We start from the raw sequence: 13855 nt of genomic DNA on the forward strand, positions 1-13855 counted from the left end.
CAGCGCCTCACTCGTAGCGAAGCGCTTCGACCGGGTCTAATCGGGCCGCGCGCCAGGATGGATACAGCGTAGCCAGGAAAGACAGGGTCAAGGCCATGATCAGAACGGCCGCAGTCTCGCCGGCATCGATCTCAGCCGGCAGCTTCGACAGGAAATAGAGTTCATTGGGAAACAGATCGGTGCTCGTCAGCCAGGACAAAAACTTCCTGATCGAATCGATGTTCATCGAGATCAGGAGGCCGACGACGAATCCGGTGAGCGTGCCGACCACCCCGATCGAGGCGCCGGTGATCAGGAATATCCGCATGATCGCCCCCTGCGAAGCCCCCATGGTCCGCAGCACGGCGATGTCCTGGCCCTTGTCCTTGACCAGCATGATCAGTCCCGAAACGATGTTGAGCGCGGCGACCAGCACGATCAAGGTCAGGATCAGGAACATCACGTTACGCTCGACCTGCAGCGCATTGAAGAAGGTCGAGTTACGCTGGCGCCAGTCGACGAGAAAGATCGGGCGGCCGGCCGCCTCGGTGACCGTCTTGCGAAACTCCTCCACCTTGTCGGGATTGCTGGTGAAGATCTCGATCGCGGTGACGTCGTTGTTGCGGTTGAAATAGGCCTGCGCCTCGGCCAGCGGCATGAAGACGAAGCTGGCGTCGTATTCCGACATGCCGATCTCGAACACCGCCGCGATCTTGTAGGGCTTGATGCGCGGCGTGGTGCCCATCGGCGTCACGGCGCCCTTCGGGGCGACCAGGGTGATGCTGTCACCGGCATGCAGCGACAATTGGTCCGCGAGCCGGCGGCCGATCGCGACGCCCTGGCCTTCGTCGAAACCTTCCAGCGAACCCTGCTTGATGTTCTTGGCGATCGACGTCAGGTTCGTGAGGTCCTGCGCGCGAATGCCGCGGATGAACACGCCTGACGCATTGAATGGCGACGAGCCCAGACCCTGTCCGTCAACCACCGGCGCGGCAAGTCGGATGCCCTGCACCTGCGCGATCCGCTCGGAGACGTCCTTCCAGTCGGTGAGCGGCGACTCCAGCGGCTGCACCAGCAGATGCCCGTTCAGACCGAGGATCTTGTCGAGCAGCTCCTTGCGGAAGCCGTTCATCACCGCCATCACGATGATCAGGGTGGCGACGCCCAGCATGATGCCGAGGAAGGAGAACCCCGCGATGACGGAGATGAACCCTTCCCTGCGGCGCGCGCGCAGATAGCGCCCCGACAGCATCCACTCGAAGGGAGCGAAGGGGGTGGTGGTCTGCACCGGTTCGGTCATGGCGTCATCCATTGTGCGATCATCCCATGATTCGGGCCGAATGTGGCCGGATTGGCCTGAAGGGGACGGGCAGCCCCGGTGGATAATCCGATGATCGAACGCGCGTCTCAGCCAGCCAATGTCCCGCCGCCGAGCCGTGCCACGACGTCCGCGGGGGACATCATCTGGCGGGCGCCGTCGCTGCGGGTCTTCACCTCGACCTTGCCCTCGGCGAGGCTCTTGGGGCCAACCATGATCTGCCAGGGGATGCCGATGAGGTCCGCCGTGGCGAACTTGCCGCCGGCACGCTGCTCGGTGTCGTCGTAGAGCACGTCGACCCCCTTGGCCAGGAGATCGCGATAGAGCTGCTCGCAGGCAGCATCGGTGTCGGAGCCGCCCTGCTTCAGGTTGAGGATCACGGCGCGGAACGGAGCGACCTCCTCCGGCCATCTGATGCCGGCGTCGTCGTGACAGGCCTCGATGATCGCACCAGCCAGCCGTGACACGCCGACGCCATAGGAGCCGCCGTGGATGGCCACCTCCGCCCCATCGGGGCCCGCGACCAGCGCCTTCATCGGCTCGGAATATTTGGTGCCGAAATAGAAGATCTGGCCGACCTCGATGCCGCGGGTATGGACCCGCCGCTCAGCCGGCACCTCGGCTTCGAAGCGGGCGGCGTCATGGACGTCCTCGGTCGCCGCATAGAGCGACGTCCATTGCTTGATGATCGGGGTCAGGTCGCCGTCATAATCGACGGAGGCCGGCGGGATCGGCAGGTCGAGCACATTGCGGTCGCAGTAGACGCCGGATTCACCGGTCTCCGCGAGCACGATGAACTCATGGCTGAGATCGCCGCCGATCGGACCGGTCTCGGCGCGCATCGGGATGCCCTTCAGACCCATCCGCGCGAAGGTGCGCAGATAGGCGACGAACATCTTGTTGTAGGCGCGCCGCGCGCCGGCTTCGTCGAGGTCGAACGAATAGGCGTCCTTCATCAGGAATTCGCGGCCGCGCATCACGCCGAAGCGGGGACGCTGCTCGTCGCGGAATTTCCATTGGATATGATAGAGATTGAGCGGCAGGTTGCGGTAGGACTTCACATAGGCACGGAATATCTCCGTGATCATTTCCTCGTTGGTCGGCCCGTACAGCAACTCACGCTTGTGGCGGTCGCTGATACGCAGCATCTCCGGGCCATAGGCATCGTAGCGGCCGCTCTCGCGCCAGAGGTCGGCGAGCTGCAGGGTCGGCATCAACAGCTCCAGCGCACCGGCGCGGTTCTGCTCCTCGCGCACGATCTGCTCGATCTTCTTCAGCACCTTGAAGCCCAGCGGCAGCCAGGCATAGATGCCGGCCGCCTCCTGCCGCAGCATGCCGGCGCGCAGCATCAACCGGTGCGAGACGATCTCGGCTTCCTTCGGATTTTCTTTCAGAATGGGCAGGAAAAACCGCGACAGACGCATGGGCGAGGCCTTCGAGATTCGGTTCGGGCTGGCGCAGTCAAACCGGATCAGGCGGCAAAACACAAGGCTGGGTTTGAAAAAAGGCGGCTAAGCCGCCGGATTCCCAATCAATTTACCGGTTCCGCTGAAGTGGAGGATGAACGGCGCACGTCGCCGTGATGAGGCTCGCGCAGGGCGACCGGGCAAGATCCCCGCGCCCCGGCCGTCTTAGTGCCCCCGCCCCTGCTCCGAGGACCATTTGTCGAGATCGCCGATCTCGGCGCTGCCTTCGATGGTCGAGACCGCGCCCTCGCGGGTCACGAGTATCGTGCGCGGGATATCACCCTGCCAGGACGGATCGATCTCGAACCGGAGACGCTCGACATATCCGTCGTTGAAGATGAAGTTCTCCGCCGTGGTGAGTCCGGCCTTGTCCAGCATGGCCTGGGTCGCAGCGTTCAGGTTCGGCACCAAATCGGCGCTGACGGTGACGACGTCGATCTCGGGATGATCGGACATGAACTTGCCGAGCTGCGGCAGCTCGATCTTGCAGGGGCCGCAGGTGACGCCCCAGAAATGGATCAGCGTCGGACGACCCGCGTGGGCCCGCAGCACCTCGCGCCAGGTGCCGCGCTCGAACGGCTTGAGCGATGGCGGTGCTGCGGTGCTCGACGCCGTCAAGGCGACGAAGCCAAAGATCGCAAGGGCGGCGAATGGGCGTTTCATGACTCATCTCCGATCGGCTGCAACCGATAGCCATCAGACTTGGTCATCCAGGACAGGAAGATCTGCCTGCCATGGGCGACCAGCAGCGGGTGATCCGACGCATTGTCCGTGCTGGCAAGGGCGCGCGGCTTCGACCACGTCTCGCCATCGTCCCGCGATTGCATTCCCATCACCGTGGTGCGCTCGCCGTCGAACTCCTTCCACACCAGCGTCGTGCTGTCCTGGGTCGCGAGCACATAGGGCCGCGTCGGATTGCGGTCGGCCTGGCCGATCGCCATGGGTTCCGAGAACGTCCGGCCACCGTCGCGCGAATGCGCGTAGAACAGCCCTTTGCGAACCTTGCCGCTTGTGAACCAGGCGACATGATACGTGCCCGCCGGCGACACGGTCAGGCTCGGCCCCTGATGCGGGCAGGCCTTGATCTGCCAATCATCGGTGCTGACCCGGTAGACCTCGCCCGGTTTGGCGAGGTCGCTGAAGGTGATCACGGCGTGGTCGCGCACGCTGCCTTCGAAGATATTGCGGAACATCACCACCGGACGTCCCGGCCCCGCGAAGGCAACGCCGAGCCGGCAACATTCGCAGGTGTTGTCCTGGGCCAGCGTCGCTTCGGCATAGGTGGCGCCGCCATCGCGCGATGATGAGAAGAACAATCCCGCGCCCTCGTAGGCGCGCCCGGCGGCCTTCGCCGGCACCCGGTTGCGCTTGTCGAGCCAGGCCACGAAGACGGTGCCGTCCTGGTCCAGCGCCAGCGCCTCGAAGCGCTGGCTTTCGTTGTTTGGCGTGATGGGACGAGGCGCCGCGAAGCTTTTGCCATCATCATCCGACCGGGAGTACAGCACCTGCCCGTTGAACGCCTGGTCGCGGAAGATCGAGAACGCCACCGCTATGACGCCTTTGCCGTCGACCACCAGCTTCGGACGGGCATCGGGCCCCCAGTCGAGATTGAGCTGCTGCTCGGTGACCGGTACGGCGGCGGAATACGTTTTCCCGCCGTCGGTCGAGCCCGCCACCGACACCCGTCCTCCGGCCATCCAGACGAGCCAGAGCTTGCCGTCTTCAGCGAAGAACGGCGTCACCTTGGTGGCGCATCGGAGCTCGGTGCCCTCGCATGCTGCGTCCGATCCGTGCTGATGTGCCATCTGGGCCCGCACGGACAGCGGCCACATCAGGGCCATGGCGAGTCCGACGACGCAGCCTCGAAGCAATGACGTGCTTGTCATGTTGTGCCTCATCGGAATGCCACCTTCATGCCAGCGACGAAGGCGCGCGGTGAGCCGGCATAGATCGAGCCGGTGGTATTGGCCAGAACGCTGGCGGGATTTTGAACGCCTGCAGACGTGACCGAGTTCGCGATGTTGTTGGCCGACGCAATATAGGTGCGGTCGAACACGTTCCTGACCTCGAAGAAGACGTTGAGCGACTTGAAGGCTTCGGACGCAAGCTCGGTCCTGTAATGGACGTTCAGATTGACCAGCTCGTAGCCGGGCGCCCTGAGCAGGTTCGCATTGTCCATATAAAAGGAATCCTTCCATTGGACCTCGACGAAGGCACCCAGCCCTGCAAGCCTTCCGCTGGCGTGATCATACCCCAGCCGGGCCGTCAGCTCGTTCGGGGAGATCCCTGGGATCTTGTTGCCGGCGCGGTTGAAGCGGAAGACCGTGCCATTTGTCAGGTTCTCGGTATAGTCGGTGTAGATTTCGTCGAGATAGGTGTAGGCGGCCGTGAAGCGCCAGCCGGACAGGAATCTCCAGTCTGCTGCCAGCTCGACCCCGCGATGCTCCGAGCGCGGGGCATTGAACGCATAGGTCACGCCGGCAACCGGCGTTGCCTGGTTGACGATCTCGTTGCGGAAGAATTCGTAGAAGCCGGTTGCGCTCAGGGTGACCGACTTGTTGGGAGTCCAGTCGAAGCCCAAATCGTAGCCAAGATTGCTTTGCGAGGCGAGATTGGTGTTGTTTCCGGCTGTGCCGCTCGGGAGCACAAACAGGTTCGAGACCTGCGGCGTGCCATATCCCGATGCGACGCGCGCCCGCACCAGCCAGTCGCTGTTCACCTTGTAGAGCAGCGCAAACTCGGGCGCGAGATTGTCGAACTGCCGGTCCGCGGTCGTGAGCGTCGTCCCTGTCCCCCCTGCCGTGTTCACGCCGCGCAGATGGGTGCGCTCCCAGCCAAGACCGGCCACCGCGGTCAAGGCCGACGTCAGCTTGAGCTCCTCGCGCGCCCGCACGCCGAAATTCGTCGTCTCGCTCAGAAGGTTGGTCGACAAGCGGCCGAGCGTGCCGTTGCCGCCCGGCATGACGTTGAACGTGTCTCCGGACGCGGTGAGCGTATTGTAGAAGGCGCCGAAGAAGCTGGTCGATTCCAGGCCGAAGATGTCGCCCCGCCGGGTGATGTCGCTCATGTAGTTGTAGGACGGATAGTCGCCGACCGCGCTGGTCGACCCGGTCGGCTGGCTGATGTTGCGGTCATCGAACACGAACTGATTGCGCCAGGTCGTGTTGTTGTCGAAATCGTGCTCCCAGCGCCCGCCGACGATGGTACGGCGGTCGTTGCGGCCGAGCCCGGCCTGCAGCGCCGTCTCTTTGTCCGTTCCAGCCGAGTTGTTGAACCCGTTGTTGAACAACGTGACGCTGCCGCAGCCCGCGGCTGCTGTCGTCCATGTCGCGCAGCCCTGCTGATAAGGGTTCTGATAGTACTGATTCAGCGACGACCGGATTGGCAGCCGCGTGAACAGGTCGTTGTTGATGATCTTGACCGTAAAGCGGTCATCCGGCGTCGCCTTGTAGGTGCCGAGGAAGTTGACGGTCTGGGTGTTGAACCAGCTGTTGCCGAGATAGCCATCGCCGCGGACGTCGCTGGTGAACAACGAGCCCTCGAAATTGCCGACCTTCTTGCCGAACGTCATGTAGTTGCTGAGATAGCCGAAGCTGCCGCCTTCGCTGCCGATCTCCGCACCGTCGATGCTGCTGCCCGGGCGGGTGCGGAAATTGATCGCGCCTCCGGTCGCATAGTTGCCGTAGAGCGCCGAGGACGGCCCGCGGATCACGTCGACCGCACCATAGGCGTGGGGATCGATCAGGTCGCTGCGCGACAGCCCGTCCGGCTGGGTGACTGGAAATCCGTCCTCGAACAGCACGATGTTGCGGATGCCGAAGCCGTTGCGGGCATTGGAGCCGCGGATCGAGATGCCAAGGTCGCGCGGTCCGTTGCCCTGCTTGAGCGAGACGCCGGGGCTTTCGCGCAGGATGTCGCCGACGGAAAACGCAGGCCGGTCATCGTAGCGGCTGCGGTCGATCGTGGTCGCGGTCTGGCCGGTCGGCGACTGGCTGAGCTGGTTGCGGGCGGCGCCGGCACCCGAGGCTCGGTCGGACACCGCTCCTCCCTGTCCGGAGCTGCTGACCACGGATGCGGCAGCCGGCTTTGGCGCGCGCGCGCGGACGGACGTTGGCTGCGTGACCGGCTTGCGCACGGCCCGTTGTGGTGCGGCACGCGGCGCGTCGACGGTGACGGACGGCAATTCCTTCTCGGTCTCGGCGCGCGCGATCGTGGCCGATTGCGGCAGCAAGAGCTGCAGTGCGAGCACGCTCACACCACCCAGGGCATGACGACGGAACATGTTTGACTTCCCCGATGCCGGCTCTGCACGGCCGGTCTTCCTGATTCAAAACGGATCGGCACGCGGCTGCGGCCGATGACGATTTCTGTCCTCAGGAGAGGGAGGGAGGTCCTCTTGGTTGCGCCTGTGCCCGGGCAAGCAGATGAACGAGGCGGAGCTCGCGCGCCGTCCAGACGATGGACGCCGTCAGACCCAGCGGAGCCGCATCGAACGGCGCGGGCGGCGTATCGAGCGCCGCGGCGGCGTGCAGCACGCAGCACATGACGCAGTCAAGGCCGCAGGCGGTGCGGTCGGCATCGCCACCAAGGGGCGCCGCATCCGTCTCGGCATGACAGATCGCCATCCCGCCGAACGGATCGGCCGTCGCGATCGTCACGGCGCTCAGGGCGGACGCCGCCACTGGCGCCAGCACCTGCAACAGCATTGCTAGCAGCGCGACCGGCAGATATCGGCCGAGCTTCTGACGGACATTGGCAGGACGTCGGGCGCGGTCAGCCGCCACCAGCCGGCTCGCGCGCGAACCGGCTGTCATGGCGGCGTTCAACACCCGTTGCTTCATCGAGACCGGCCCTCCGTCGGAGTCGCGGGGCGCCCGGCCTACATCTTCATGCCGGAATGATCGTGCTGCTTCATCATGCTGCCGCCCTCGCCGCCCGGCCCCTTGGCGCCGACCGCCTGCACCTCGAGCGTCACGGACACCTTGCCGGCCTTCTCGAACTCCAGCGTGACCGGCAGCTTGTCGCCCTGCTTCAGCGGGCTCTTCAGATCCATCAGCATCAGGTGATAGCCGCCCGGCGCCAGCGCGACGGTCTTGCCCGGCTCAATCGTGAGTCCCTTGTCGAGCGGACGCATGGTCATCACGCCGTTGGTGACGGCCATCTCGTGAATCTCGACCCGCCCGGCGACAGCGCCGGTCACCGCGACGAGGCGGTCCGGCGCGCTGCCCTTGTTCTCGATGGTCAGATAGCCGGCGCCCGTCTTGGCGCCACCCGGCGTGGCGCGGCTCCATGGCTGGGTGATGACGAGGTCACCGGCCTTCACGTCCGCGGCGAAGGCGGCAGAAGATCCTCCCAACAGGAGAGCGAATGCAAGCAGAGAGCGTCCGAGGAAGGTCATGTCGTCATCCTTTTCTTGGCGGCGATGCGCCAGCTTGATCGATTTGCGCGTATCCGCACGGCTAGGGCCGAGCAGACAACGCAGGTCGTAATCTTGCGATTTGGAGATGAGGGCCGCACAGCGGCCAGCGCGGCGTCACGCTGCGGGCGGAGCCCTTGCCTGCGCGTTCGAGAAGGCCTTGGTCATCCGGCCGGCCGGATCACCGGCCCGCCACACGACCTCGCCCGAATCCCGTTGCGGCGTGGCGATGACGGACAGCTCCGGCCCATCCAGGGTGACCGGCTGCGCCAGGCAGCACAGCGAACAGCCGTGGAGCGCGGGCTTAGCCGGCGACTCGTCGTCCACCGACTGGGAACCGGGCTGGCTGTGGCAGATTTCGAGGCCGTGCAAGGGATCAGCCACGGCTGACGCGGCCGCCCAGGCAACGCCGATCGGCGCCAGGATCTGCACCATCAGTGCGATCAGCATGATCGGGAGAAACGCCTGCAGCCGCTGCCGCATGAAAGCCTGCCAAATGAACTGAATTGTTGTGCCCGAGCGAACGCCCGGAGTCGAGGTCGCGCAGGGCACAGTCAGCACATTTCGCCAGCGGTCGTTGATTAAGAACAATCCGCTACGCCCGGATGGGCCTTCGCGGGACGCCAGCCTCCAAGGTAATTCAGCACCTACCGCGAGAAGACTCGAAAATAAAGCTCGTCAATTGCAAGCACTTACCGATCATTTCAGGAAGTGCGCGAAATTTGAACAATCGTTGCCGAAAAGGATGACAAACGCCAAAAGATCGTCTACGAATTCGGGCCTCAGGCTATCGCTTGCGGAAGTCTGGTGGTCCAAGTCTCGGGAGGAGCCCTGGCGCGCAACAAGCAGCGTCACCCCGCTTAACAAGATCAAATCTGAACTTGCGGGATATCTAAAGGGTCGACACAATTTCCGAGCAGGGCCCGCTGCCCTGCTCTATTTTTTTGGCAGTCATCGCAGCGCGCCACGATATTCTCCGTTGACGGTATCGCGGGCCGCATGAACGCTGTCTGAACACGCAATCACCTCAGGCCATCGCAGCAGTCGCAAAGCACGACAACGGAGCGCACCACCGCGCCTTGGTCCTCGGCCATGGCAGTGTCACCGACAGCGGTTCGCGGCCAGTCACGGTCCAGCGCAACGAACCATCGCCGATCGTGAGGATGCCCGCCGCTTCGGCTGGATCGCCCGAGATGAACGTCTCTGTCAGCGACTGCAAGGTCAGATGCGGTGTGCCATCGACCGTTGTCAGCGTATTCCAATGAACATGGCCGGCGAGCCCGACGATCGGGCACGGCGCATCCGCGATCGCCGCGCGGATCGCGTCGGTCTCGGCATAGGCCGCGTGTCCCGGATTGGCTTCGAAGTGGTAGTTGCCGGTCTGAGCATGTCCTGACAACGGCACGTGGCTGACGAGCAAGGTCGGCCGGTCATCCTGGGCGAGCAGCTGGACCAGCGCGTCGAGATCGCTCGCGGACAGGCGAAAGCCGCGCGTCGGAGTCAGACTCACGTCGGGCTGCCAGAACACACATCTGACATCGCCGACGATCACCGCGCGCGACCCGCTCGGACGATCGAGGATCGCTTCATTGTCGGCGAGGCTGAGCAATGCGACATCATGATTGCCACTGACGTGATGATGCGTCGATGCCAACTTCGCAAAGCACATCGCGACATCGCTTTGCAGCAGCCGATCGCGCTCGGGATCTTCGTCAGAAATCCTGTCGCCAAGATCGATGACCGCATCGATGTCTTCGGCGTTCACTTCCGTGACGAAGCGCTCCAGCAATTGCAGCGCCACCGATCCCCGCTTCGTGGGCGTATCCCGGCCGTGATGGATGTCGGCGATCACGGCGATGCGCGTCGTTGCCAAAGGTTCTCTCCCAAAGCTGCGCTGCCGCGTACCACGGGCGCATCACGGTTTTCTGACATCGCGCGTGCAGCGCGAAAGTCGCTCGGTGCGACGCACAACATCCGGCTGTGGCGTGATCAATGGGGTTGTGAAACACTGCTGCTCTCGGCGGCGCGATCAATGACGCCGCCGGACAACGATGGGACAGGGAGCACGGGATGTCCGGCACTAGAAAAACGTCCACGACGAGGCGCGATCTTCTCCAGGCGGCGACGGCCGCGGGCTCTGCGGCGGCCCTTCTCGCCGGCTTTGGCATCACTCCGGCGATGGCTGCCGAGATGGGCCGCTCCGAAAAGCCGCTCAAGGCAGCCTTCTCCAATGCCGGCTTGCAGGCGACCTGGTGCGCCCAGGGCAAGCAGGCCGCGGAATGGTGGGGCAAGCTGCTCAATGTCGAGGTGACCTGGTTCGACGGCCAGCTCGATGCGGTGAAGCAGCGCGCCGCGATCGACAACATGGCGTCGCAGAAGTGGGACTTCGTCGCGATCCAGGCGTTCGGCATCGGAACCCTGACTCAGCCGGTGCAGAAGATGATCGATGCCGGCATTCCCGTGATCGACATGGACACGCTGATCGCGCCGCTCGATCAGATCAACGTCCACTCCTTCCTCGCACCCGACAACGAGTTCATGGGCGCATCGGTCACGCAGGCTCTGGCGACTGCGATGGGCGGCAAGGGCAAGATCATCATGACGCAGGGCGCGCTCGGCCACACCGGCGCGCAGGGCCGCGCCAAGGGCTTCAACTCGGTGATCAAGCAGTTTGCGAACATCGAGGTGCTGGACACGCAGCCGGCCGACTGGGACGTGTCGAAGGCGGCACGGCTGTGGGAGACCTATCTCACGAAATATCCGCAGATCGACGCGGCGTTCTTCCACAATGACGACATGGCCCTCGCCGCCTACAACATCATGAAGGCGCGCAACCGCACCAACATCCTGATCGGCGGTGTCGACGCCATGCCGCCGGCGATCCAGGCGGTCAGCGAGGGCCGCATGTTCGCGACCGTGCGCAATCCGTCCTGCCGCATCCATGGCGGCGCGATCGTCGCAGGCGTCGCCGCGGTCACCGCCGGCGAAAAGAGCGGCCAGGGCATTCCGAAGCACGTCATCACCGACGGACCCGTCGTGACCAAGGCCAATGCCGCCGGCATGCAATGGATGGAGGATCACTTCCTGATCTGAAGTCCCTCCCATGTCGAACAGCCGCCCGCCTCTTCTGGAATTGCAGGACATCACCAAGTCGTTCGGCGGCGTCACCGCGTTGCGCGGCGTCGACTTCACTCTTCGCCCCGGCGAGATCCATGGTCTCGTCGGGGAGAACGGCGCCGGCAAGAGCACGCTGATGAAGATCATCGCCGGCGTGCACACCGGTTTCTCCGGCCGTTTCCTGCTCGACGGCCGCGAGGTTCATTTCAACTCCGTGCGCGACGCCCGCGCGGCCGGCATAGCGATGGTGCACCAGGAACTCAGCGTCGCGCCGGACCTCACCGTGGCCGAGAACGTGTTTCTCGGCAACCAGCCGACCAATGCGCTGGGCATCGTGCAGTGGCGTCGCATGGCACGCGAGGCCGCCGAGCAGCTCAAGCGGCTCGGCATCGACGCCGATCCGATGAGCCGGCTGGGAGATCTGCCGATCGGCGTTCAGCAGCTGATCGAGATCGCGCGAGTGCTGTTCTCCGGGGCGCGCATCATCATCCTGGACGAGCCGACCTCGGCGCTGTCGCCGCCCGAGGTCGAGCGGCTGTTCGCGGCGTTGCGCAGGCTGCGCGAGCAGGGCACCGGGATCGTCTTCATCTCACACTTCATCGAGGACATCCTGCTGATCTCCGACGAGGTCACGGTGTTCCGCAACGGCCGCAAGATCATGGAAACGCGTGCCGCCGACACCAGCAAGGCCGCGCTGATCGAGGCCATGATCGGCAAGGGACGCGATGCGCTGGAGGACAGCTACACCCACGACATCACCCTGCCCGCGCCGACGGCCGACAAGCCCGTGGTCGTCGAAGCCGACGGCCTGTCGCTGGCGCGCAATCTGAAGCGCGTCTCGTTCGCCGTGCGCGCCGGCGAGGTGCTCGGCATCTACGGCTTCATGGGCTGCGGCCAGCTCGAGCTGGCGCGCATCCTGTTCGGCAAGCTTGCGCCCGACGCCGGCGAGCTGCGCGTATCAGGCCAGCGCAACCGCTTCAAGAGCACGGCGGATGCGCGCCGCGCCGGCATCGCCTTCGTGCCGGAGAGCCGGCGCGACATGCTGTTCCTGCAGGAGCCCGTCTACAAGAACATCTCGATCAGCATCCTCGACCGCATCAACGCCGTGCTGCTGAAGCCGGCACATGAGCGGGCGCTGGCGAAGCGCCAGGTCGAGCAGCTGCAGATCCGGCCCGCGGATGTCGAGATCGACCTCGGCCTGCTCTCGGGCGGCAACCAGCAGAAGGTCGCGCTCGCTAAATGGCTCAGCCATCCGCCGCGGCTGCTGGTGCTGTGCGAGCCGACCCGCGGCATGGATGTCGGCGCCAAGAGCGACGTGATCGGAATCGTGCGGCAGCTGCGCGACCAGGGCATCGCCGTGATCGTGCTCTCGACCGAGCCAGAGACCGTGCTGTCGATGGCCGACCGTGTCATCGTGCTCAAGCGCGGCGAGGTCGTGCGCGAATTTGCTGGCGAAACCATCAGCAAAGACCGTCTGCTCGAGGCGGCGTAGGGAGATTGTCATGGCGCATGGCGAGACCGTTCCGATGCCGGAGGCGCCGTCGCGGCGCGCAGGCGGGGTCGCATCGCTGCTGCGCTCGCAGATGCGCAACATCGCGCCGTTCCTGACCTTGATCTTCCTCACGGCGTTCTTCGCGATCGCGAGTCCGTCCTTCGCCACGCTCGACAACGTCGGCAACATCCTGACCCAGGTGTCGGTCACCGGCATCATCGCGGTCGGCCTCACCTTCGTGATCCTGTGCGCCGAGATCGACCTGTCGATCGCCGCCATCGCCAACGTGACCGGCATCGCTGTTGCCTACTTCACGATGCAGGAGTCCTACGTCAACATCGCCAACGTGCCGATGCCCGGTTTTGTCGCCATCCTGCTCGCGCTGGCGCTGTGCGCATTGCTCGGCCTGGTCAACGCCTTCGGCCTGACCGTGATCGGGATTCCCTCCTTCATCATGACGCTCGCGATGATGCAGATCGCCGCCGGCATCTCGGCGATGCTGGTGCGCGGCCAGATCGCCTACAAGGTTCCCCCCATCATCACGACGCTCGGCTCCAGTTCCGTGGCGGGGGTGCCCTGGATCGTGATCGTGGCCGCCCTGATGCTGTTGCTCGGTCACCTCGTGCTGACCTACACGCGGTTCGGCCGCTACGTCTACATGGTCGGCGGCAACCGCGAGGCGGCGGAGTATTCGGGGCTGAACGTCAAGCTGATCCTCGGCAGCGTGATGGTGATCTCAGCCGTCTGCTCGGGGATCGGCGGCATGCTCGGCGTAGCGCATTTCGGCAGCGCGCAGCAGAACGAGTTCGACACCTACCTGCTGGATTCGATCGCCGCCGTCGTGGTCGGCGGCACCAGCCTGTTCGGCGGCCGCGGGGGCATCGGCAACACCATCGTCGGCCTGTTCGTGCTCGGCGTGCTCAACAACGGCCTCGACCACGTCAACATCGACAGTTTCCTGAAGATCCTGATCCGCGGCCTGATCCTGCTCGCCGCCCTGGTGATCAACGTCTATGCCCAACGGCTGCGGGCGAAGGCGGCGGATTGAGCGGGCTGCGACACGCGCT

12 protein-coding genes are annotated in these 13855 nt (G+C 64.6%); 3 read left to right on the forward strand and 9 right to left on the reverse strand.

Annotated features, from left to right (window positions below):
- Positions 1 to 7: 7 nt before the first annotated feature.
- The 9 genes from QX073_RS19895 to QX073_RS19935 all read right to left on the reverse strand — a co-directional run bounded on the left by QX073_RS19895 (position 8) and on the right by QX073_RS19935 (position 10052).
- Positions 8 to 1291 carry a lipoprotein-releasing ABC transporter permease subunit gene (locus QX073_RS19895; protein WP_315711581.1) on the reverse strand — a complete coding sequence of 428 codons (1284 nt, stop codon included), beginning with the start codon at positions 1289 to 1291 and terminating at the stop codon, positions 8 to 10.
- 95 nt (positions 1292 to 1386) lie between these two features.
- On the reverse strand, positions 1387 to 2721 hold the full coding sequence (gene proS / locus QX073_RS19900; protein WP_316226242.1) for a proline--tRNA ligase: 1335 nt from the start codon (positions 2719 to 2721) through the stop codon (positions 1387 to 1389).
- 207 nt (positions 2722 to 2928) lie between these two features.
- Positions 2929 to 3426 (reverse strand): TlpA disulfide reductase family protein, encoded by a 498-nt coding sequence (locus QX073_RS19905; protein WP_315750901.1) that lies wholly within the window; start codon positions 3424 to 3426, stop codon positions 2929 to 2931.
- Complete coding sequence (locus QX073_RS19910; protein ID WP_316226311.1) at positions 3423 to 4604, reverse strand: sialidase family protein; 1182 nt, start codon at positions 4602 to 4604, stop codon at positions 3423 to 3425. Before QX073_RS19910 ends, QX073_RS19905 begins: the two co-directional genes overlap by 4 nt.
- Before the next feature lie 53 nt (positions 4605 to 4657).
- Complete coding sequence (locus QX073_RS19915; RefSeq protein WP_316226243.1) at positions 4658 to 7045, reverse strand: TonB-dependent receptor; 2388 nt, start codon at positions 7043 to 7045, stop codon at positions 4658 to 4660.
- A 91-nt stretch (positions 7046 to 7136) separates the two neighbouring features.
- Complete coding sequence (locus tag QX073_RS19920) at positions 7137 to 7577, reverse strand: DUF2946 family protein (RefSeq protein ID WP_316226244.1); 441 nt, start codon at positions 7575 to 7577, stop codon at positions 7137 to 7139.
- Between the two features lie 65 nt (positions 7578 to 7642).
- Complete coding sequence (locus QX073_RS19925; protein ID WP_316170117.1) at positions 7643 to 8161, reverse strand: copper chaperone PCu(A)C; 519 nt, start codon at positions 8159 to 8161, stop codon at positions 7643 to 7645.
- Between the two features lie 135 nt (positions 8162 to 8296).
- Entirely contained in the window at positions 8297 to 8662 is a 366-nt protein-coding gene (locus QX073_RS19930) for a DUF2946 family protein (protein ID WP_315711572.1), read from the reverse strand.
- A gap of 544 nt (positions 8663 to 9206) precedes the next feature.
- The gene (locus tag QX073_RS19935; protein WP_316226245.1) at positions 9207 to 10052 is read right to left on the reverse strand and encodes a metallophosphoesterase family protein; all 846 of its coding nucleotides are present in this window, start codon (positions 10050 to 10052) and stop codon (positions 9207 to 9209) included.
- Positions 10053 to 10249: 197 nt separating this feature from the next.
- On the opposite strand from QX073_RS19935, the gene QX073_RS19940 reads away from it, so the two are divergent.
- From QX073_RS19940 to QX073_RS19950, 3 genes are read left to right on the forward strand one after another with little or no spacing between them, the layout of a single operon-like run.
- On the forward strand, positions 10250 to 11272 hold the full coding sequence (locus QX073_RS19940) for a sugar ABC transporter substrate-binding protein (RefSeq protein WP_316226246.1): 1023 nt from the start codon (positions 10250 to 10252) through the stop codon (positions 11270 to 11272).
- 10 nt (positions 11273 to 11282) lie between these two features.
- A complete protein-coding gene (locus tag QX073_RS19945) occupies positions 11283 to 12788 on the forward strand; it encodes a sugar ABC transporter ATP-binding protein (RefSeq protein ID WP_316226247.1) in 1506 nt (501 codons plus the stop codon).
- 10 nt (positions 12789 to 12798) lie between these two features.
- On the forward strand, positions 12799 to 13836 hold the full coding sequence (locus QX073_RS19950) for an ABC transporter permease (RefSeq protein ID WP_315711566.1): 1038 nt from the start codon (positions 12799 to 12801) through the stop codon (positions 13834 to 13836).
- The last annotated feature ends 19 nt before the right edge of the window (positions 13837 to 13855 follow it).

This window comes from Bradyrhizobium sp. SZCCHNS3052, assembly GCF_032484495.1.
Classification (GTDB): domain Bacteria; phylum Pseudomonadota; class Alphaproteobacteria; order Rhizobiales; family Xanthobacteraceae; genus Bradyrhizobium.